Raw genomic sequence first — 20,714 nt, 5'->3', positions numbered from 1 at the left:
GCTTGGCAGTTGGGCGGCCGGGGGCCGACGAAGCACGGCGGTGGCCGTGGAGTGGCTTAGCCGGCGGCGACGGCCGGCTGCGGACCGGCCAGCGCGTCGTCGCCTCCGACCGGCATGGCCGGAAGGCTCCGACCGCGGGCGAACTTCGCCACCCGGTAGGCCACAAAGGCGCCCACGAGGCCGAACACCGGCGTCGCCGCCAGGGTCCCCCAGTGGTGGGCCAGCATCAGGAAGCCGAAGCCCGAGGACGCCGCCAGCATCAGGTACCGGGCCGGCGTCCAGTGGATCGGCTGCCGGAACCGGGCCGAGACCAGCACGCCCAAGATCACGGCGACGGTGTGGCCGGCATCGGTGAAGTCGCCGCCGATGATCGCCGAAGCGATGCCCGCCGCCACCCACCAGCCGACCCAGGCGGCCCGCCAGCGCGAGGGGATCACGGCAGTCATCGCGCCGAGCACCGCCAGCGCGCCGTAGCTCATGCCGACGTCGCTGGCCCGGGTGATCGACAGGGGCAGCCAGCCGAACTCGACCGACGCGGCGAGGGCCGCGGCCACCAGCAGTGTGGCGCCGATGTGGCCGACGACGAAGGCCACCACCAGCCGGATGGTGCGCAGATGCAGCTCGGCCAGCGCGAGCAGACAGGTCAGGAAGGGCAGCCAGAAGTAGAGCGGACCGGCGTCGACGACCAGCGCGCTGCCCAGCAGCGTGCCCACGTGGCCGTGGGCCAGGTTGTGCACGTTAGTGCTGGCACGCTGCACGATGACGTCATGCGCGTGTGGGCCCAGGGCCAGGATGGCGCAGCTGATGGCAAGCAGCAGCACCGCATACCCCACAGTGAATTGGACCCGGGCGAGCCGGGACACTATGCCCCCTACCATTGGCATCCATTATGGCTGCGGTTTCGCTTCGGCTGTGTCATCGGGGCCTGACAACTCCTTAAGAGTCTTGATGCGATATATCGCCAGATCGTCGGGAATGCCGGCGGGCTTCGGCCCGAAGACCGGCTTCCTCGTGCGTTTGGCCTCGACGCCCAACGCGTCCAACTCGCTTTGCGGTATCAGATCCAACGTTGAACTCGACACCATAATTCCACCCTTGGTGGCTCTTTCCATAACTCGTGCGGCGATGTTCACATCGACGCCGAGCCAGTCCGAGGCCAGGCGCTGCGGGCGCCCGGTGTGGATCCCGACCCGCATCCGGGGCGTGTAGCCGCCGACCTCGACCGATTTCACTGCCTCCTTGGCGGCCAGCACGGCCCGCACGGCGACCGTCGGATCGCCGAACACCGCCATGAGGCCGTCGCCCATCCGCTTGACGATGTGTCCGCCGGCGTCGAGCAGGGGTGGCTCGAGGGCCCGGGCCACCTGCCGGAGCAGCGCCAGCGCCGCGTCGTCGCCGGCCTTCAGCGACCACGTCGAGAAGCCGACCAGGTCGGTGAAGACCAGCGTTACCTCCGGATTGGCCGGCCGCCGGGAAACGCCTTCGGTCAGCGCCTGCCACACCTGCAGCACCCCGAGGCCGAACTCGCGCGACACCGCGTCGCGATCCCCCAGCAGCCGGTCGGCCGCGCGCGCCGCCGCGCGCGGACCGCCATCGCCCGCGGTGGACAGCGGATCGCCGAACTCGGGGTCGCCGGGCAGCAGCCGGCGCGCACGCCGAATGAAGGCAACCGCCCCGGGGCTGCGGTTGCGGCTGTGCAGCCATTCAGTCGCGGTGTGCACCGACAGTGGAGAACGTTGCGGAGCGGATTGCGCCTGCATCTCTTCGGGCTCGCCCGGGTCCAGATCGCGACGCGCGAGTTCCACCTGGCCAGGTTATTTGGTTTCGCCAGAGGCAGGCAACGACTGTTCAGGACAGGTTGGGCCAGATGTGTCGCATCTCGCACCAAACCGCCTGATCACGGTGGTGCCACACTGATGTGGAAGCTCGATAACACCCCTGCCGACACATCCCCGAAAACACAGACAACGCGCGTTGTCAAAGTTATCGTGAGCGCAATTGGAGCAGGAGGCCGCGATGACTGGCACTGTGAGCGCGTGCGGGACTGAGCCCGCCGATCCACTCGGACCAGATTCCCTGACCTGGAAGTATTTTGGCGATCTGCGCACCGGGATGATGGGGGTGTGGATCGGGGCGATCCAGAACATGTATCCCGAACTCGGCGCGGCCGTCGAGGAGCACTCGATCCTACTGCGGGAGCCGCTGCAGCGGGTGGCCCGGTCCGTGTACCCGATCATGGGTGTCGTCTACGACGGCGACCGCGCATCCCAGACCGGCCAGCAGATCACCAGCTACCACCACACCATCAAGGGAACCGACGCCACCGGGCGGCGCTATCACGCACTCAATCCCGAGACGTTCTACTGGGCGCACGCCACATTTTTCATGCTGATCGTCAAGGTGGCCGAATACTTCTGCGGCGGCCTGACCGAGGCCGAGAAGCGGCAGCTCTTCGCCGAGCACGTGCAGTGGTACCGGATGTACGGGATGAGCATGCGGCCGGTGCCCGAATCGTGGGAAGACTTCCAGGAGTACTGGGAGCGCACCGGCCGCGACACCCTGGAGATCAACCGGGCGACGCTGGACATCTTCCAGATGCGAATCCCGAAGCCGAAATTCGTGTTGATGCCGACACCGATCTGGGACCAGATATTCAAACCCCTGGTCGCCGGCCAGCGCTGGATCGCCGCGGGACTGTTCGAGCCCGCGGTGCGCGAGAAGGCCGGAATGCACTGGACACCCGGCGACGAGGTGTTGCTGCGCCTGTTCGGCAAGGTCGTCGAACTGGCCTTCCTGGCGGTCCCCGACGAAATCCGGCTGCACCCGCGCGCGCTGGCCGCCTACCGCCGCGCCGAGGGACGGCTGCCCAGCGACGCGCCGCTGGTCGAGGCCCCGCCGTTCATGGCGCCGCCGCGGGACCGCCGCGGGCTTCCGATGCATTACTTCCCCCCGCCGCCCAGGTCGCCGTTGGACCCCGCATTGCAACCCGCCCGAGCCCTGATGGAACGCGCCGGCTCTCTGGTGCACACGACGCTGTCGCTGGCCGGCTTGCGCGCCGGGCGGGGCCGCCCGAAACGGCCGGCTAGGGCCGCGTAGGCAGGTTCAGCGCCCGCGCGCTCTGATACAGACAGATGGCCGCGGCGGAGGCCACATTCAGGCTCTCCGCACCGCCGGCCATCGGGATGCGCATGCGGTGGTCGGCCGCCGCCGCGATTTCGCTTGGCAGGCCATGTGATTCGGGTCCGAACAGCCACGCCGTCGGCGCGCCGAGCAGTTCGGTAGCCTCGTCGAGCCGGGTCTCGCCGTCCACGGTGGTGGCGAGCAGCTGCAGGCCCGCGGCACGCAACGCGTCGACGGCGGCGAGCGTGTCCGGCGCGACGACCACCGGGACCGAGAAGATGCTGCCCGCCGATGCGCGCAGGCACTTGCCGTTGTACGGGTCGACGCTGTGGCCGCCGAGGATGACACCGGCCGCGCCCATCGCGTCGGCGAGGCGGATGAGGGTGCCCGCGTTGCCCGGTTCGCCGATTTCGACGGCGACCGCGACCAGCCGCGGCGAGCCGGCCAGCACGTCCCGAAGCCGCGTCTCCGGCGTTTCGCACACGGCGACCAGCCCCGCCGGGGTGACGGTGTCGGACAACGCTTTCGCGGCGCGCTCGGTGACGGGGTGGACCGGGCATCGCGCGGCATCCAGAGTCGCCAGCAGCGACGCGTGACGCTGCCGGGCGACTTCGGTGACGAAGACGTCGCGAATCAGGCCGCGGCGGGCGGCGGCCTCGACGAGGTTGGGGCCTTCGGCGAGGAAGCGGCCGGCCCGCCCGCGGCCGACGTGGCGATGCAACTTGACCGCCGCGGCGACCCTGGCCGAGCGTTCGGTCAGCACCTGCGCGGTCCGCAGCGTCGCCGGTTAGGCCGCTTCTCCCGAATCGGAGGGGGCGTTGACGTCCTCGGGCAGTGCCGCCCGTGCGATGTCGACCAGCGCCGTGAATGCGGCCGGGTCGGCAATCGCGATGTCGGACAGGTTCTTCCGGTCCACCTCCACACCGGCGGCCTTGAGGCCCTGGATCAGCCGGTTGTAGGTGATGTCGTTGGCGCGGGCGGCCGCGTTGATCCGCGAGATCCACAGCTTGCGGAACTCGCCCTTGCGCGCACGACGGTCGCGGTAGGCGTAGTTCAGTGAATGAAGTTGCTGCTCTTTGGCCTTACGGTAGAGCCGGGATCGCTGGCCGCGATAGCCCTTCGAGGCCTTCAGGATGCTGCGCCTCTTCTTGTGGGCGTTGACCGCCCGCTTCACGCGTGCCATCAGATGTTCCTACTCTCGTTCACAATTAATTGGTCGGGTCGCCGTGCCAGCTCGCGATGCGGGTCTGGCCGGCGCGGTGGTCAGCCGTTCAGCAGGCTGTTAACTCGCTTGGTGTCGTTGGCCGACACCGTGGTTCGGCCGTCGAGGCGCCGGGTCCGCTTGCTCGGCTTGTGTTCGAGCAGATGCCGGCGGTTGGTCTGCTGGCGGACGATCTTGCCGGTTCCGGTGCGCCGGAACCGCTTTGACGCCCCGCTGTGGGTCTTGGCTTTGGGCATGTTTCCTCTGTTCGTTGTGCTCGGGTGCTCGGTGAAGCACCCGGGCGCTCGGGAGTCTCGCGTTAGGTCAGTTCGACGAAGGTTCGGCTTCGGCGGCCGCATCGGAATCCGGCGCGCCGCCCCCGGGTCCTTCCGGATGCCGCGCCTTGGCGCGAGTCTTCGCGCCGCGATGCGGTGCCAGCACCATCGTCATGTTGCGGCCGTCCTGCTTGGCGGACGTTTCGACGAAACCGTATTCGGCCACGTCCGCACCCAGGCGCTGGAGCAACCGGTAGCCCAGCTCGGGCCGCGACTGCTCGCGTCCGCGGAACATGATGGTGACCTTCACCTTCGATCCCGCCTCCAGGAAGCGGATGACGTGACCCTTTTTGGTCTCGTAGTCGTGATCGTCGATCTTCGGTCGCAGCTTTTGTTCTTTGACGACGGTCTGCTGCTGGTTCCGGCGGGATTCGCGCGCCTTCTGCGCCGCTTCGTATTTGAACTTGCCGTAGTCCATGATCTTGCAGACCGGTGGTCTGGCGTTCGGGGCAACTTCGACAAGGTCGAGATCGGCGTCCGCAGCGACGCGCAGTGCGTCTTCGATGCGCACTATGCCTACCTGCTCTCCCCCTGGGCCGATCAATCTGACTTCAGGTACGCGAATGCGCTCGTTGACGCGGGTCTCAGTGCTGATGGGGCCTCCCTTGTTGGGCTTCTGGGTCCGGTGCGGCCGATGTCCGGCTCGGTCCGGGAACCAGCAGCGGAGACACCACACCACTAGCAAAAAAGCCCTGCACAAGCAGGGCCCAATGCCGACCGATCGCGGCTGGGAACTACCCGAGCCGCCCGCGTCACTCGCGGAACAGGCATCCGCGATGCCTGTGACCGGACCGCTGAACCTTGGCGGATCCGCACGGGGATCTCATCGGCTCGCGGTGGGAGTGGGACTCCACTTAACTGTTCCTGGCGTTCGCCGGGATGGTCGCAGGCGCCAGTTTAGCAGCCTTGAGGTGCCTTTTAGCACTTCGCCCGGACGGCCGCGCTGCAACGGGCCAACCCGGCCCGCAAAACATGTGCAAACTGGTGTCCGCCACACCTGGCGCTTCCGCAAGCATTTCACGGATTGAGGGCATATCCTCGCGGTCTGTGACACTCGCTACGCCTAATCCGGGGCCCAATTCGGGCCCTCGTTCGGGGCCGCGTCTGGGGCCGCGCGGACGGTCGAACTCGCGGTATCGCTGGGTGCCGGCGGCGGCCGGGTGGACCGTGGGCGTCATCGCCACCGTGTCACTGCTGGGCAGCGTGTCGCCGTTGATCAGGTACCTGATCAAGGTCCCCCGCGAGTTCATCAACGACTATCTGTTCAACTTCCCGGACACCAGCATCGCGTGGTCGTTCATCCTGGCTCTGCTGGCCGCGGCCCTGACCGCGCGTAAGCGCATCGCCTGGCTGCTTTTGCTGGCCAACATGATCCTGGCCGCGGCGCTGAACGCCGCCGACATCGCCGCGGGCGACAACACCCCCGCCGAGATCTTCGGCGAGAACCTCGGCTTCGCCGTGCACATCGTGGCGATCGTCCTGCTGCTGCTGGCCTATCGGGAGTTCTGGGCCAAGGTCCGCAAGGGCGCACTGGTCAAGGCGGCCGCGGTGCTGGTCGCCGGCGACGTGGTGGGGATCCTGGTGTCCTGGGGCCTGGTCGAGTTGTTCCCGGGAACCCTCACCCGCCAGGACCGCCTGCCGTATGTGGCCAACCGGGTGGTCGGCTTCGCGCTGGCGGATCCGGATCTGTTCACCGGCCGGCCGCACGTGTTCCTCAACGCGATCTTCGGGTTGTTCGGCGCGCTGGCGCTGATCTTGGCGACGATCGTGCTCTTCCAATCCCAGCGCGCGGAGAACGCGCTGACCGGCGAGGACGAATCGGCCATCCGCGGGCTGCTCGAGCTCTACGGCAGAAACGATTCCCTGGGCTACTTCGCCACCCGCCGGGACAAGTCGGTGGTCTTCGCCCAGAGCGGGCGCGCGGCCATCACCTACCGGGTCGAGATCGGCGTCTGCCTGGCCAGCGGCGACCCGATCGGTGATCCCCGGGCCTGGCCGCAGGCCGTCGACGCCTGGCTGGGCCTGTGCCAGGCCTACGGCTGGGCACCCGGCGTGATGGGCGCCAGCACCCAGGGTGCGCGGGCGTACCGCGAAGGCGGTCTGAACGCGCTCGAGCTCGGCGACGAGGCCATCCTGCGCACCTCCGATTTCAAGCTGTCCGGCCCCGATATGCGCGGGGTCCGCCAGGCCGTGACCCGGGCGCGCCGGGCGGGACTGACTGTGCGGATCCGGCGCCACCGCGACATCACCGCCGATGAGATGGCCGACACCATCGCCCGCGCCGACGCCTGGCGCGACACCCAGACCGAGCGCGGTTTTTCCATGGCGCTGGGCCGGCTCGGCGACCCCGCCGACGGGGATTGCCTGCTGGTCGAGGCGCTGGACCGCGACGGCAGCGTCGTGGCCATGCTGTCGCTGGTTCCGTGGGGCACCACCGGAGTTTCCCTGGACCTGATGCGCCGTTCACCGCAGTCCCCCAACGGCACCATCGAGCTGATGGTCAGCGACCTGGCGCTCAACGCCGAAACCCTTGGCATCACCCGTATTTCGCTGAACTTTGCGATGTTTCGCTCGGCGTTCGAACAGGGCGCCCAGCTGGGCGCCGGTCCCGTCGCCCGGCTGTGGCGGGGGCTGCTGCTGTTCTTCTCGCGGTGGTGGCAGCTGGAGACCCTGTACCGCTCCAACATGAAGTATCAGCCCGAGTGGGTGCCGCGCTACGCCTGCTACGAGGACGCCCGGCTCATTCCGCGGGTCGGCGTCGCCTCGGCGCTTGCCGAGGGGTTCCTGGTGTTGCCCTTCGGCCGCCGCAAAACGCACACCGGCCACTACCCCGCCGTCCCGGCGCGACTGGCGGAATCCGGACTCCTGCATCACGACGGCAGCACCCCGGACGTCAGCGGGTTGCGGGAGCGCCGGGAGTCCGCCGACGAGGAAGAGTCCAGATCGCGCCTGCCCGAACAGGTTCGGGTGCGCCTGGCCAAGCTGAAGACCTTGCAGCGCGACGGTGTCGACGCGTATCCGGTGGGGTCTCCGCCCAGCCACAGCGTCGCGACGGCGCAAGACGCGGACGACCGGGACACCATCACCGTCTCGGGACGGATATTGCGGATCCGCGACTACGGCGGGGTGCTGTTCGCCCACCTGCGCGACTGGTCGGGCGAAATGCAAGTGCTGCTGGACAATTCGCAGCTGCAGCGTCGACGAACCGCCGACTTCACCGCGGCCATCGACCTGGGGGACCTGGTCGAGGTGACCGGGCACATGGGCTTTTCCAAGAAGGGAAGCCGCTCGCTGATCGTGGCCGACTGGCGAATGATTGGTAAGTGCTTGCGGCCGTTGCCGAACAAGTGGAAGGGGCTGACCGATCCCGAGGCGCGGGTGCGGACCCGCTACGTCGACCTGGCCGTCAATCCCGAGTCGCGCGAGTTGATCAAGGCGCGCAGTGAGGTGTTGCGTTCGGTGCGGCAGACGCTGTTCGCCAAGGATTTCATCGAAGTCGAGACCCCGATCCTGCAGCAGATCCACGGCGGGGCCACCGCCCGGCCCTTCGTCACGCACATCAACACCTACGACCTGGACCTGTTCCTGCGCATCGCGCCGGAGCTCTACCTGAAGCGGCTGTGTGTCGGCGGCGTGGAGCGGGTCTTCGAACTGGGCCGGGCCTTCCGAAACGAGGGCGTCGACTTCAGCCACAACCCGGAATTCACCCTGCTGGAGGCCTACCAGGCCCACGCCGACTACAAGGTGTGGATCGACGGCTGCCGCGAGCTCATCCAGAACGCCGCCCAGGCCGCGCACGGCGAGCAGATCGTGATGCGGCACGGCGCGGGCGGCCCCGACGGCCGGCTGGAGCCGGTCGACATCTCCGGGGTCTGGGCGGTCAAGACCGTGCATGACGCCGTGTCCGAAGCGCTCGGCGAGCGCATCGACCCCGCGACGCCGCTGTCGGTCCTGCGCAAGCTGTCCGACGCCGCACACGTTCCCTATCGGGCGCACTGGGATGTCGGCGCGGTGGTGCTGGAACTGTACGAGCACCTGGTCGAGGACCGGACCGAGGAGCCGACGTTCTACATCGACTTTCCGACATCCGTGTCGCCGCTGACCCGGCCGCACCGCAGCGAACCCGGCGTCGCCGAGCGGTGGGACCTGGTGGCCTGGGGTGTGGAGCTGGCCACCGCCTACAGCGAGCTCACCGACCCGGTCGAGCAGCGTCGGCGCCTGCAGGAGCAGTCGCTGTTAGCTGCCGGCGGGGATCCCGAGGCGATGGAGCTCGACGAGGATTTCCTGCAGGCGATGGAGTACGCGATGCCGCCGACCGGCGGGCTGGGCATGGGCATCGATCGGCTCGTCATGCTCATAACGGGTCGCAGCATCCGCGAGACACTGCCATTTCCGCTGGCCAAGCCGCATTAGCGGAGGTCCGGAACGTCCAGCGAGCCCAGGGCGAACATTCGGTGAATACGTTCCAGGCCGGTTACCAATAGATCACAATGAGTCAGTGACAGACCCGACGGACAGCGCTCCCGCGCAGTTCCTGGCAAGTAGCCACACCTCGTTGATGCATGGCTGGGTGCCTACGACGATCCAGGTGCTCGCCGCGGTCGTGCTGACGTCGGCAATCGGCTGGCGGTCGCGCCGCTGGCGCACGGTGTGGATGCCGGCGACCGTGCTGGCCGGTGGGGCCGCGGCCTACCTGACGCACTGGTACGTCGTCGACCACGGGCTCTCCGACGATCCCGCCCCGGCGGCGCTGTGGCTCTGGGTCGCGCTGACGGGTATGGCGGCGGCGGTCCTGGTCCTGGGTTGGCGCACCGCGCGCCGCTGGCGCCGGGGTGCCGCGGTGCTGGCCGTGCCCCTGTGCCTGCTCAGCGCGGCGCTGGTGCTCAATCTCTGGGTCGGCTACTTCCCCACCGTGCAGTCCGCGTGGAACCAGCTGACGTCGGGCCCGCTGCCCGACCAGACCGACCGGGCCACCGTTACCGCGATGGCCGCCAGCCGAATCCGGCCATCGCACGGCACCGTCGTGCCGGTGGCGATTCCCTCGGACGGATCGCACTTCAAACACCGCGGTGAGCTCGTTTACCTGCCGCCCGAATGGTTCACCACCACCCCGCCCCCGCCGTTGCCGACCGTGATGATGATCGGTGGGCAATTCAACACACCCGCGGACTGGACGCGTGCGGGCAACGCGGTCAAGACGATCGACGACTTCGCGGCCGCGCACAACGGCAAGGCCCCGGTGCTGGTGTTCGTGGATTCCGGCGGCGCATTCAACAACGACACCGAGTGCGTGAACGGGGTGCGGGGCAACGCCGCCGATCATCTGACCAAAGATGTTGTGCCATTCATGGTTTCGGCTTTCGGGGTCAGCCCGCACCGGACGAACTGGGGCATCGCCGGCTGGTCCATGGGCGGAACCTGCGCCGTGGATTTGACGGTCATGCACCCCGATCTGTTCAGCGCGTTCGTCGACGTCGCCGGTGATTTCTTCCCGAACGCCGGCAACAAGGCCCAGACCATCGCCCGGCTGTTCGGTGGAAACGCCGACGCCTGGGCGGCATTCGATCCGACCACGGTGATCAACCGCCACGGGCCATACCGCGACGTGGCCGGCTGGTTCGCGATTTCGTCCGACGCGCCGCCGGCGCCGCGCCGTGACATTCAGTTGACCGACAACGGCGCCATCCGCCTCGCCGGACGCGACGCGGCCGCCAATCCCGGCAACCAGACCGCCGCCGCCTATTCACTGTGTGCGCTCGGCCGCGCCAACGGAATCGACTGCGCGGTGGTTCCGCAGCCCGGCAAGCACGACTGGCCATTCGCTGACCGCGTGTTCGCGGCCTCGCTGCCCTGGCTGGCCGGGCAGCTGGGCACGCCGGGAATCCCGCGGACGCCGTTGCCCGCCGCATCCGCGCCCGCCGCCGGCACCCCGGTGGTCGTCCCGGCCGAGCATTCCAACTCCGCCAAGCGATAGCGCCGGTGCTGTCCGTCGCGCGTCCGGCGGGCGGTCTTCGCGCGGCACTGCCATCCGTGGAGCGCGTGGACGCGGTGGGCCAGCACGCCGCTGATCCTGGTCCCGGTGTGGACGCGGGGACGGGCCCAGGCGGTGTGGATTGCGTTGTGGCTGGCCGTGAATCCCGTGGTATTCGGCGAGCCGGCGCAACATCGCGCGTGGTCGACGTGGGCCATGCTGGGCGAGGAGCTGTGGATCAGCCGCCGGCCCCGCGATGGGGCGATGCTGGTCAGCGCGATGACGTCGGCGGCCGCGGTGGGGGCGGTTTACGCTGCTCGACGGCATCGGCTGCGGCAGGCGTTGATCGCCGTCGCGGTGCAGATGGCCCTGACGCTGGTGTACTGGCAACAGATGGTTCGGTATCTCGAGCGCCACTCGGGGTAGACCGGCCTGTCTTGCCCTGCGCGGCAACGGCTTTCAGCGTCGCCGTTCTGCGTGCGGTCAGGGCTGCGTGGGGGTGATCCGGACCGGAACCGAGCCTTCGGCCAGGAGCCGCCTGGTCGCGTCGGCCGGAATGGGTTGGCAGAACAGGAAACCCTGTGCGCGCGAACACCCCTCGTTGAGGAGCACGCGCGCCGCACTCTCGGATTCGACGCCTTCGGCGACGACGTCGAGACCGAGCGCCTGGGACAGGCCGATGATCGCCCGCACGATCGCGAGGCCGTCAGCGGAGGTGGCGAGATCCGAGACGAACCCGCGGTCGATTTTCAACGTTCCCACCGGCAGCGTCCGCAGCAGACCCATCCCGCTGAAGCCGGTGCCGAAATCATCGATGGCGATGTTGATGCCAAGCTCCGTCAGTCCCAACAACGTGGCGCGCGTGTTCACCAGGTCTTGGATGAGCAGGCTTTCGGTGACTTCCAGTCCGATCGACGAGCCGTCGAGCCCGAACCTTTCCAGCGTGCCGGCAACGGTGTTGACCAAGTCGTGCGCGACGAGTTGGGCCGGCGAGACGTTGACACGCAACATGATGTCGCGCCCCACGCCCTGTGCCCGCCACTGGCCCAAGTGGGCACATGCCGCGTTCAGCATCCAGTTGCCGAGTTCCGCGGCGAGATTGATGGATTCGGCCACCGGCACGAATTCGTCCGGATGCAGCAGCCCCCGAGTGGGGTGGTGCCAGCGCACCAGCGCCTCGACCGCCAAGATCTTCCCCGTCGGCATGTCGACCTCGGGCAGGTAGGCGACGGTCAGCGCATCCGATTCGATACCGGCCTGCAAATGCAGCTCGATGTCGTTGCGCAGCTCGCGACGGGTGAGCATCTCGGCGGAGAACACCCCGATGCTGTCTCCGCCGCTGCCCTTGGCGGCGATCAGCGCTTCATCGGCACGCCGCAGCAGGTCCAGGCTCGAGTCCGTCCCGGGGACACCCGTTGCGACACCGACGCTTACGGTGCGGTTGAGGACCACACCGTCGATGGTCACGTGATCTTTTACCTGGCTTCTCAGCGTCTCGGCGAGCCGTCGGGCGGCGTCGAGGTCCATCGCCGATGCGGGAACGACCACGAACTTGTCGCCGCCGAGCCGGGCGATCATGCCTTTGCCTTGCATGGCTTCGGTAGTGCGGGTGGCGAAGTCACAGATGAATTGGTCACCGGCGGCATGGCCGAGGTAATCGTTGATCGCCTTGAGCCGGTCGAGATTGAACACCAGCACCGCGACCGGGCCGGGTTGCCCATGGATGAAGCGAGAATCCAGATGCGCCAACAGGGTTCGACGGTTGGGCAATGTGGTGAGATCATCGTGCTGAGCCTGATAGTGCAGCCGGTCCTCGACGATCAGGCGGGCCTGCACCTGGGCGAACATCGTGGCGACCACCGTGAGCGTGTTGAGCTCGTCCTGGGTCCAGGCCCGGTCGCCGTACTTGACGAAACCAAGCGCTCCGGTGGTGACGTCGCCGGATAACAGCGGAACCGATGACATGGAGATCGACGGAACTCCGCTCGCCTCCGAGATGGTGCGCTGGTAGTCCTCGTTCGCGGATTCGGGACGCAACACAATCGGTTCTTTGGCATGTTCACACATCGCGAAGATGGGGTCCGCGTCGGCGAAGTAAATCGTGTGCAGCGGGTCGGGGTCGGGTATGTCCGGGCGCGGTGGCCATTCGGCCACCAAGACCGTGGCGTGGATGCTGTGATCGTTGTACCGCAGGAAGCTCACGTCCACGTCGAGGATCGCCACCAGTTCGGCCAGGATCTTCGTACTGATGTCCGCGGCGGTTGCCGCGGTTGCCCCCATCAGCTTGGTCGCCACGGAGGTGACGATATTGGCCAGAGTCTTTGGCGCAGCGCCGTTTTCCATGCCCGCTACCTTTCCGCGCGCAGACTGGCGCTCAGCGGACGGCGCCTCGCCGGCACCGATGGCGGCGGGCCGGAAACGAGGCGCAGCACGAGGATCGCGTGTTCGCCGGGGCCGAGCCCGGCGCACGCCCGAAAGGCCTTCTGCAGCCTCTTCAGCTCGCCGGCATAAGCGGGTGACAAGGTCTGGAAGTCGTTGTCGTCGTGCGCATAGAGGAACACCGGCGACACCGGATGCACGCCAAAGCCGTTCCGTTCGGCGGCGATCCAGAAGGCCTCCAGCGCCGCGCCCCCGCGGGCGTAATCGGTGAGCGAGGAGCCCGCCACGGCGATGACCGCCAACGCGGCGCTGGTCGTCACCCGTTGGCGGGTGACGTCGCCCAGCACTCCACCGGCATCCCAGCGCGCCAACTCGGCCATGACGTCGGGACGCCGGACCAGTTCCAGGGCCGCCAACTCACCGGCATCCAATTCCAGGCCGCGGACGTCGATTCCCGTCTCCGGTGAGGGGTCGGCCGGGAAACGCAGCTCCGACACCATCTCCGTGTGCAGCCGGGGGGTGAGATAACGGATGCGGTCGGCTTCGGCCAATATGTTTGAGACGGTGGTGATTTGGTCACGATGGGTGATGAGTCTCAGCCGCGCGCCCGCACCGGCGGTGGTGGCCGCCAAGCTGTCGGCGACGGCCGGTGGCACCGCCACGGCGCGGCCCGGGTGACGATTGGTCTGCCGCGCCAGCATCGCCCGATATTGCTGCGCCAGTTCGGGGTCATCGCCATCACCCCACACCATCTCACCGTGAAGTGCGGTGAGCGGGTGGTCTTCACGAAAGCGGACCGGGCCCAGCGCGCCGTGCGCGGCCGCCGCGACGCGCGCGTTGAACATGGCCGCGCCCAGTGCGACCGCGCTGGCCCGAAATTCGACGTCCATGGTGGCCGAATCCTCGGCGGCCAGCAGCAGCTGAATCGAGTTGTCGTCCAAGGCGACCCGCCAAGGCTGGACATTGCCGCCGGACGGTGCGCGAATCGCCGCACTCGCAACGACTTCGGCGATCCCGGCCTTCGTCGCGTCCGCGACGGTTACCCCGGCCGCATCATCAGCCGGGGGCGGCTGGGCATCCTGCGGGGCGGGCGGGACGAGGCCGTCGAGAGCATCCGCGATGTCGATCTGAACCCGTCCGGACCGCAGCGGCTCGCCCAGTCCGATCCGGCGCACCGCCTCGGCCACGGCTGCCGCACCCACCCAGATGTCGGCGGCGAGCTGGGGCCACCCGCCCAACGTCTGTCCGACCTCGACCAGCGAGGCCGCCCCGCGCGCGGACAAATGCCGAGCGTCCAGGAGACGCAACAGGTATGGCAGCTTGTCCCGGGTCGACAACCCGCCCAGCGCCGTCGTGTCCATGTCCCCGAGCAACCCGTGCATCACCGACGGTTGTGGCTGCAGGTCGAAGCGCTCGACGTCGAGCAGCCCCCGATCGCTGGTGGCCATGAGCACCGGGATACCACGGTCGCGGGCCACCTCGCGCAGCAACACCTTGATGTCGAGCGAATCCGCTTGGTCGATCAGCACATCCAGACCGTCCAGGAACCCGTCGACGAGTTCGGCGGTCACCTCGGAGGTGACGACCTCCAGGCTCAGATACGGATCGAGTTCCGCGATTCGGCGTGCGGCGACGACGGCCTTGTTGAGGCCGAGATCGAGCACCGCGGCCGGGACGCGATTCAGGTTGGACAGCTCGAGCGTGTCACCGTCGGCCAACCGCAACGCTCCGCAAAGACCTTGCGCCGCCAGACAGTACGCGATCGCGTGACCCGAACTCAGCCCGACGATGCCGATGTGCAGACGTTGCAGCCGTTCCTGCTCGGCGGAGGTGATGAGGTGCCGGTTGCGGTCGAGCCGGGCAGCATTGAACGCCCGCGGGCCGACGATCCGCGCGACGGCGTTGCGCCACGGGTAGTACGCCCACCGCAAGCCCTCATCGGCGCCCGCGGCATCGGGGCCCAACCGGTCGATGAAGTCGATGCCCGGGGTCGCTCTGAGCCGTTCCAGTACGTCGCGGTCCGCGGCGACGTGGTCAGCGAGAATCACTGCACCGCTGGCCTCGTGGCGCTCATAGCTGTAACCCATCCAACTCCCAACGGCGTAGACCCGCGTTCACCTAAGCCGAGATGCGGCTGAGGATTTCGGCGTTTTCGGCGCACATCAGCTTAAATTGTCCCGGATCGGCATGTGTGGCAAGGGTGCGACGATCCCACCACATCACCTTGGTCCGATAGTCCTCGTTGGGATAGGCCGCTGCCGGCACCCGGTTGGCGACGACGCCTCCGGAGGACTGCCACTGCTCCAGCACGTGCGCCGCCGCGGTGGCCATGACGAACTGGGCACCCAACAGCGTCATCGTCGGCAACGCGGTGCGGGCCAGCACTGTGGACAATGCACGATTGCCGTATTCACGGGAATTGGCCCAGGCGCTTTTCACCTCTACGACGCCAAACGGAAGCCGGTTGGAAATCATATGGCGCAGCAGGGGAAGACCGGGGTTGCCTTTCCATTCCTCGAGGGCGTGGGAGTCCTCCGGCGTGCGCAACGGCCCCACGACGCGCGTACCGCCGACGACCCGCCCGCGTGGGTCGAGCGCGGCGAAAAACAGGGCCGTGTCGGCGCCATCCCGAATCTGGTCGAGGTCGAGCACCCAATCCAGTCCATGCCGCCGATAGCTGTTCAGCGCGCCGTTCAGGTACTGATTCCACAGATCGGGCTCCGCCGCCGGCGTGGACGCGGTGACCCAGCACCCCGACGCGTGATCACGCCAACCGAACCCGGTGTCCGACCACGGGCCGTCGATCCCGGTCTCCGTGAGTTGCGCAGCTTCCATATGTGACCTCCACCTATTCACCGTTACTAACGAGTAATTTCTCAAAACGCGTCGTAAACCGTGTGCTAATTTGACTCGCGGCAAATTAGCCAAAGGGATTGTGACATATAAGGACAATTTCGACTGCCGCCTGAGGGGAATGGTTCGCAAAAGCACTGTGTGCCGCATTTGATTTGGCGGGCGGGGGCCGCCGGTGCGTCGCGACGCGGATATCGACGGCGCCGTACTCGTGCGACCGCGGGAATTTCGATCAGCCGCCGCAGTACCGTGACTGCATGCACGACGAACCAGGCAGTCCCACCCCTACGGGGGCGGGCCCGGAATACGACGACGACGGTGTGCCGACGTTTGAGTCGGTGCGCGACCGGATCGAGGCCCGGTACGCGACGGCGCAGGGCGCCGCCGAACTCGACGCGGAATCACCCGAGGGCCGGTCGGTCGAGGAACAGTACGACGAGCGCCGGCGGGCCGCGGCCGAGCGGCTGGCCCAGATCCGGGAGTCGGTGCGGCCCGACGAGAAGGGTTGAACGAACTCAGGCGGTGGCTTTGCGCCGCCGGGTGGATCGTCGCGGCGCGCTGGATGCCGCCGGGCTACGACCGATCACCTCGGCGAGGAATTTGCCGGTGTAGCTCTCCGGCACCGCGGCGACGTCCTCCGGAGTGCCTTCCGCGACAACGGTTCCGCCCTCGGCGCCGCCTTCGGGTCCCATGTCGATGATCCAGTCCGAGGTCTTGATGACGTCCAGGTTGTGTTCGATGACGATGACCGTATTGCCTTTGTCGACAAGGCCGTTGATCACCTTCAGCAGTTTGCGGATGTCGTCGAAATGCAAACCAGTGGTGGGCTCGTCGAGGATGTAGATCGTCCGCCCGGTCGAGCGCTTCTGCAGTTCCGCGGCCAGCTTGACGCGCTGCGCCTCGCCACCGGACAGCGTCGGCGCCGGCTGGCCGAGCCGCACATACCCCAGCCCCACGTCGACCAGGGTGCGCAGGTAGCGGTGGATGCCGGTGATCGGCTCGAAGAAGTCCGCCGCCTCCTCGATGGACATGTCCAGCACCTCGGAGATGGTTTTGCCCTTGTAGTGCACCTCGAGGGTTTCCCGGTTGTAGCGGGCGCCGTGACAGACCTCGCACGGCACATACACGTCGGGCAGGAAGTTCATCTCGATCTTGATGGTGCCGTCGCCGGTGCACGCCTCGCAGCGGCCGCCCTTGACGTTGAACGAGAACCGGCCCGGTTGATAGCCACGCACTTTGGCCTCAGTGGTGGCGGCAAACAGGGTGCGGATCTTGTCGAACACCCCGGTGTAGGTGGCCGGATTGGACCGCGGCGTGCGGCCGATCGGTGATTGGTCCACCCGCACCAGCTTGTCCAGGTGGTCCAGCCCGGTGACCCGGGTGTGGCGGCCGGGGACTTGGCGGGCGCCGTTGAGCCGGTTGGCCAGGACCGCCGCCAGGATGTCGTTGACCAATGTCGATTTGCCGGATCCGGACACCCCGGTCACCGACGTGAGGACGCCGAGCGGGAACGAGATATCGATGCCGCGCAGGTTGTGCTCGCGGGCGCCGACGACGGTCAGCCGCCGCTTGTCGACGGGACGGCGCTTTGCCGGCATCTCGATGCTTTCCTTGCCAGACAGGTAGGCGCCGGTGATCGAGTTCTCATTCGCCAGCAGCTCGGCGTAGGTGCCGCTGTGCACGATCTCGCCCCCGTGCTCACCGGCGCGCGGGCCGATGTCGACGATCCAGTCGGCGTGCGCGATGGTGTCCTCGTCGTGTTCGACGACAATCAGCGTGTTGCCCAAACCCCTTAGCCGCGTGAGGGTTTCGATGAGCCGGCGGTTGTCTCGCTGATGCAGGCCGATGGACGGCTCGTCGAGCACGTAGAGCACGCCGACCAGACCGGACCCGATCTGGGTGGCCAGCCGAATGCGTTGCGCCTCACCGCCGGACAGCGTGGCCGCGGCGCGGGACAGCGACAGATACTCCAGCCCGACGTCGAGCAGAAAGCCGAGCCGCGACTGGATTTCCTTGAGCACCTGCCCGGCGATCGCCTTCTCGCGGGGGCCGAGGGTGAGCCCGTTCAGAAAGTCCGCGCAGTCCGAGATCGACAATTCGCAGACCTCGGCGATGGACATCGCGCCCCGACCGCCCGCGGCGAGCGTCACGGCCAGAATCTCCGGCTTGAGCCGGGTGCCCTCACACTCCGGGCAGGGCACGTCGCGCATGAACCCTTCGTAGCGTTCCTTCATCTGCTCGGACTCGGTCTGCGCCATCTTGCGCTGCAGGAACGCCAGCACGCCCTCGAAATCGGCGTAGTAGGAGCGGGTTCGGCCGTACCGGTTGCGGTACCGCACATGCACCTGGTGGTCGGAGCCCTCGAGAATCGCCTTGCGGGCCTTGGCCGGCAGCTTGCGCCACGGCGTGTCGACGTCGAAGCCCAGCTCGTCGCCGAGCCCGGCCATCATCCGGATGAAGTACTCCGCGGTGTGGCCCGTCGACCACGGCGCCACCGCGCCCTCGGCCAAGGTGCGCTCGGGGTCGGGCACCACCAGGTCGGGGTCGACCTCCTTGCGGATGCCCAGGCCGCTGCACTCGGGGCAGGCGCCGTAGGGCGAGTTGAACGAGAACGACCGCGGTTCCAAGTCGTCGACCGCCAGCGCGTGCCCGTTGGGGCAGGCCAACTTCTCGGAGAACCGCTGCTCGCGGTTGTGCGCGTCGTGTTCGTGGTCGACGAACTCGAGCACCACGATGCCGTCGGCCAGGTTCAGCGCGGTCTCCACCGAATCGGTGAGCCGCTGCTTGGCGGAGGCCTTGACCGTCAACCGGTCGACCACCACCTCGATGTCGTGCTTTTCCTGCTTTTTCAGCTTCGGCGGGTCGGTCAACGGGTGCACGACACCGTCGACCCGCACCCGGCTGTAGCCCTGGGCGTTGAGCTTCTCGAAAAGGTCGGCGAACTCGCCCTTGCGGGTGCGCACCACCGGGGCGAGCACCAGGAACCGGTTGCCCTCCGGCATCGCAAGCACCTGATCGACGATTTGCTGCGGGGTCTGCCGGGCGATCCGCTCGCCACAGATCGGGCAGTGCGGCGTGCCCGCCCGCGCGTAGAGCAGCCGCAGGTAGTCGTACACCTCGGTAATGGTGCCGACGGTCGATCGCGGGTTGCGGTTGGTGGACTTCTGGTCGATGGACACCGCCGGTGACAGGCCCTCGATGAAGTCGACGTCCGGCTTGTCCATCTGCCCGAGGAACTGGCGGGCGTAGGCGGACAGGGACTCCACGTAGCGGCGCTGCCCCTCGGCGAAGATCGTGTCGAAGGCCAGCGACGATTTACCCGAACCCGACAGCCCGGTGAAGACGATCAGCGCGTCGCGGGGCAAGTCGAGATCGACGCCGCGCAGGTTGTGCTCGCGGGCGCCCTTGATGATCAGACGGTCAGCCACGCTGCCCTCTCTCAGTGAATCTCTACGTGCTGCAGCCGTTGATGCGCACGGCGCATTCCATGCTATGTGCCCATACCGACAAGCAACGTTTGACCAGTAACGTGGCCGCTATGACTGCGTTGGACGACAACTACACCGGACACGTCGACCCCGGTACCGCGGCCCGCCGGACCCTACCCGGCGCCACGATCCTAAAGGCTTCGGTCGGCCCCATGGACAACAACGCATATCTGATCACTTGTTCCGCTACCGGGGAAACCCTGCTGATCGACGCCGCCAACGACGCGGACGTCCTGATCGACCTGATCCGGCAGCACGCGCCCAAGGTGTCGCTGATCGTGACCAGCCACCAGCACTTCGATCACTGGCAGGCGCTGGAGGCGGTGGCCGCCGCCACCGGCGCGCCGACCGCCGCCAACGAGATCGACGCGGAGCCGCTTCCGGTCAAACCGGACCGTTTGCTGTCCGGCGGTGACACCGTGCAGATCGGCGAGCTGACCTTCGACGTCATCCATTTGCGCGGGCACACCCCTGGATCGATCGCCCTGGCCCTGGACGGACCCGCGACCGGCGGGGTCACGCAGTTGTTCACCGGCGACTGCCTGTTCCCGGGCGGCGTCGGCAAGACTTGGCAACCCGGCGATTTCGCCCAGTTGATCGAGGATGTCAGCACCCGGGTGTTCGACGTGTATGACGATTCCACCGTCATCTATCCGGGGCACGGTGACGACACGGCGCTGGGCGCCGAGCGCCCCCACCTGGGCGAATGGCGCGAGCGGGGCTGGTAAACCCGACCCGCTGCGCCCGGCTACGCCGCGCTTGCGATCACCACAAGTTCGATGGTGGCGACCCGCTGCGCCCGGCTACGCCGCGCTTGCGATCACCACAAGTTCGATGGTGGCGACCCGCTGCGCCCGGCTACGCCGCGCTTGCGATCACCACTAGTTCGTGGTGTGCACGATCAGGACGTCGACCTTGGCCCGGCGCGAGACGTTGGCCGGCACCGAACCGAGCAGCCGGCCCGCGATCGTGCTCAGGCCGACGTTGCCGACCACGAGCAGATCGGCCTTCTCCTCCTCGGCGAGGTGCACCAGCGCGTCGACCGGAGCGCCGACGATGGGTCGCTCCTCGATGTTCTTCGCGCCGGCGGCGTGGGCGCGGTCCTTGGCGTCGCGCAGGATCGCGTAAATCGGCGCGGTGCCCGAAACCTTGTAGCTTTCGTCCCGCAGGACGTCAGCGGCCCGGGCGTCCTCGTGTTGGGGCAAGTATGCCGATGCCACGATCAGCTTGGTGTCCGGCCCGGCGATCTGCGCCGCCCTCTCCACCGCGCGCATCGACGAATCCGAGCCATCGGTTCCTACCACCACAGTCCGATAGGCGCCCATTTACCCTCCCAGTTTCGGTTGGTCAGCCAATCCAAGACAGTA

16 protein-coding genes and 1 pseudogene are annotated in these 20,714 nt (G+C 67.6%); 6 read left to right on the top strand and 11 right to left on the bottom strand.

Features of this window, described 5'->3' with window-relative positions:
- Positions 1–56: 56 nt before the first annotated feature.
- Together G6N50_RS04385 and G6N50_RS04380 are read right to left on the bottom strand one after the other, a co-directional pair.
- Positions 57–878, bottom strand: coding sequence for a rhomboid-like protein (locus tag G6N50_RS04385; protein WP_083094061.1), 822 nt, complete (start codon positions 876–878; stop codon positions 57–59).
- A 9-nt stretch (positions 879–887) separates the two neighbouring features.
- Positions 888–1,805, bottom strand: a complete 918-nt coding sequence (locus G6N50_RS04380; RefSeq protein WP_083094062.1) for an adenylate/guanylate cyclase domain-containing protein — start codon at positions 1,803–1,805, stop codon at positions 888–890.
- A 223-nt stretch (positions 1,806–2,028) separates the two neighbouring features.
- Between G6N50_RS04380 and G6N50_RS04375 the strand changes: the two genes are divergently transcribed.
- Complete coding sequence (locus G6N50_RS04375; protein WP_372509990.1) at positions 2,029–3,096, top strand: oxygenase MpaB family protein; 1,068 nt, start codon at positions 2,029–2,031, stop codon at positions 3,094–3,096.
- Here G6N50_RS04375 and G6N50_RS04370 read toward each other — a convergent pair.
- From G6N50_RS04370 to infC, 4 genes are all read right to left on the bottom strand, one after another.
- On the bottom strand, positions 3,083–3,883 hold the full coding sequence (locus G6N50_RS04370) for a TrmH family RNA methyltransferase (protein WP_083094063.1): 801 nt from the start codon (positions 3,881–3,883) through the stop codon (positions 3,083–3,085). The genes G6N50_RS04375 and G6N50_RS04370 overlap by 14 nt on opposite strands.
- A gap of 24 nt (positions 3,884–3,907) precedes the next feature.
- Positions 3,908–4,303 carry a 50S ribosomal protein L20 gene (gene rplT / locus G6N50_RS04365; protein ID WP_007776071.1) on the bottom strand — a complete coding sequence of 132 codons (396 nt, stop codon included), beginning with the start codon at positions 4,301–4,303 and terminating at the stop codon, positions 3,908–3,910.
- An 80-nt stretch (positions 4,304–4,383) separates the two neighbouring features.
- Positions 4,384–4,578: a 50S ribosomal protein L35 gene (gene rpmI / locus G6N50_RS04360; RefSeq protein WP_083094064.1), complete on the bottom strand. Its 195-nt coding sequence runs from the start codon at positions 4,576–4,578 to the stop codon at positions 4,384–4,386.
- A gap of 67 nt (positions 4,579–4,645) precedes the next feature.
- Positions 4,646–5,251: a translation initiation factor IF-3 gene (gene infC / locus G6N50_RS04355; RefSeq protein ID WP_083094165.1), complete on the bottom strand. Its 606-nt coding sequence runs from the start codon at positions 5,249–5,251 to the stop codon at positions 4,646–4,648.
- 437 nt (positions 5,252–5,688) lie between these two features.
- Here infC and lysX point away from each other — a divergent pair, with 437 nt between their 5' ends.
- From lysX to G6N50_RS04340, 3 genes and pseudogenes are all read left to right on the top strand, one after another.
- On the top strand, positions 5,689–9,069 hold the full coding sequence (lysX, locus tag G6N50_RS04350) for a bifunctional lysylphosphatidylglycerol synthetase/lysine--tRNA ligase LysX (protein WP_372509989.1): 3,381 nt from the start codon (positions 5,689–5,691) through the stop codon (positions 9,067–9,069).
- Positions 9,070–9,136: 67 nt separating this feature from the next.
- Positions 9,137–10,630: an alpha/beta hydrolase gene (locus G6N50_RS04345; protein ID WP_142275473.1), complete on the top strand. Its 1,494-nt coding sequence runs from the start codon at positions 9,137–9,139 to the stop codon at positions 10,628–10,630.
- 42 nt (positions 10,631–10,672) lie between these two features.
- A pseudogene (locus G6N50_RS04340) lies at positions 10,673–11,053 on the top strand (DUF6653 family protein); the annotation flags it as partial.
- Positions 11,054–11,110: 57 nt separating this feature from the next.
- On the opposite strand, the gene G6N50_RS04335 reads toward G6N50_RS04340, so the two are convergent.
- The 3 genes from G6N50_RS04335 to G6N50_RS04325 are packed head-to-tail and all read right to left on the bottom strand — an operon-like array spanning position 11,111 to position 15,841.
- On the bottom strand, positions 11,111–12,970 hold the full coding sequence (locus G6N50_RS04335; RefSeq protein ID WP_083094067.1) for a putative bifunctional diguanylate cyclase/phosphodiesterase: 1,860 nt from the start codon (positions 12,968–12,970) through the stop codon (positions 11,111–11,113).
- 5 nt (positions 12,971–12,975) lie between these two features.
- On the bottom strand, positions 12,976–15,093 hold the full coding sequence (locus G6N50_RS04330) for an Rv1355c family protein (protein ID WP_083094068.1): 2,118 nt from the start codon (positions 15,091–15,093) through the stop codon (positions 12,976–12,978).
- A gap of 31 nt (positions 15,094–15,124) precedes the next feature.
- Positions 15,125–15,841 (bottom strand): hypothetical protein, encoded by a 717-nt coding sequence (locus G6N50_RS04325; protein WP_083094069.1) that lies wholly within the window; start codon positions 15,839–15,841, stop codon positions 15,125–15,127.
- Between the two features lie 275 nt (positions 15,842–16,116).
- Here G6N50_RS04325 and G6N50_RS04320 point away from each other — a divergent pair, with 275 nt between their 5' ends.
- Positions 16,117–16,368 carry a hypothetical protein gene (locus G6N50_RS04320; protein WP_083094070.1) on the top strand — a complete coding sequence of 84 codons (252 nt, stop codon included), beginning with the start codon at positions 16,117–16,119 and terminating at the stop codon, positions 16,366–16,368.
- Positions 16,369–16,374: 6 nt separating this feature from the next.
- Here G6N50_RS04320 and uvrA read toward each other — a convergent pair whose 3' ends face one another.
- The gene (gene uvrA, locus G6N50_RS04315) at positions 16,375–19,287 is read right to left on the bottom strand and encodes an excinuclease ABC subunit UvrA (RefSeq protein ID WP_083094071.1); all 2,913 of its coding nucleotides are present in this window, start codon (positions 19,285–19,287) and stop codon (positions 16,375–16,377) included.
- A 110-nt stretch (positions 19,288–19,397) separates the two neighbouring features.
- Here uvrA and G6N50_RS04310 point away from each other — a divergent pair, with 110 nt between their 5' ends.
- Positions 19,398–20,075, top strand: coding sequence for an MBL fold metallo-hydrolase (locus tag G6N50_RS04310; RefSeq protein ID WP_083094167.1), 678 nt, complete (start codon positions 19,398–19,400; stop codon positions 20,073–20,075).
- A 153-nt stretch (positions 20,076–20,228) separates the two neighbouring features.
- Here the strand turns inward: G6N50_RS04310 and G6N50_RS04305 are convergent, their stop codons facing one another.
- Entirely contained in the window at positions 20,229–20,672 is a 444-nt protein-coding gene (locus tag G6N50_RS04305) for a universal stress protein (protein WP_083094072.1), read from the bottom strand.
- Positions 20,673–20,714: the final 42 nt, after the last annotated feature.

The sequence above is a fragment of the Mycobacterium mantenii genome, from assembly GCF_010731775.1.
Taxonomy (GTDB): Bacteria; Actinomycetota; Actinomycetes; order Mycobacteriales; family Mycobacteriaceae; genus Mycobacterium; species Mycobacterium mantenii.
Note: the sequence above shows the minus strand (reverse complement) of the source record. Positions and strands in the feature narration are given on the sequence as shown.